The organism is Psychrobacter sp. 1U2 (assembly GCF_051847575.1).
Genome location: NZ_JBPYDC010001059.1, coordinates 1 through 721, shown reverse-complemented (window position 1 = coordinate 721; position 721 = coordinate 1). Strand labels below are relative to the sequence as shown.

At 40.4% G+C, this 721-nt stretch carries 1 protein-coding gene; it reads right to left on the bottom strand.

Annotated features, from left to right (window positions below; all coding sequences use genetic code 11):
* A partial coding sequence (locus ACS8FD_RS20375; RefSeq protein WP_439277203.1) for a mannose-1-phosphate guanylyltransferase/mannose-6-phosphate isomerase occupies positions 1–721 on the bottom strand: 721 nt, incomplete at both ends.

Here is a 721-nt window from a genome sequence, read left to right as displayed (position 1 = left end):
TACTTCTATCATCTCAAGATCTACTTTACCCGGGTTTTCTAAACAATGCGTTGCACCTAATGGTATATAAACAGACTCATTTTCAGTCACTAGCTTTTCGTTACCATCAACGATAACTTTAGCGGTACCTGACACTACAATCCAGTGCTCAGCACGGTGATGGTGCATTTGCACAGAAAGCCTCTCACTAGGTTTGACCGTGATGCACTTAACTTGATAACGATGGCCACTATCGATAGAGTCATATTTACCCCAAGGTCGATAGACCTCACGATGGACACTATGTTCCTGACGTTTATCTGCTTTTAGTTGGTTGACAATATGCTTGACTTCTTGCGACTTATCTTTGGACGCGACTAGCACTGCATCTTTAGTTTGAACAACAATAATATTATCCAAACCCACCGTTGCCACTAATCCTGTTTCTGCAAATATATAGTTATTATGACTATCAACTGTCAGCACATCGCCTGTGATAACGTTGTCATCTTTATCTTTATCAGAAACTTCCCATAAAGACGACCAAGCACCTACATCGCTCCAACCAGCATCCATCGCAATGACAACTGCATTAGTCGTTTTTTCCATGACGCCATAATCTATTGACTCGGTAGGACAGTTAAAGAAATCTTCTTTATTGATACGTATAAAGTCCAAGTCAATATCAATACTTTGCATTGCATTACTACAAGCACTATAGATGTCCGGACGGTGACTTTTC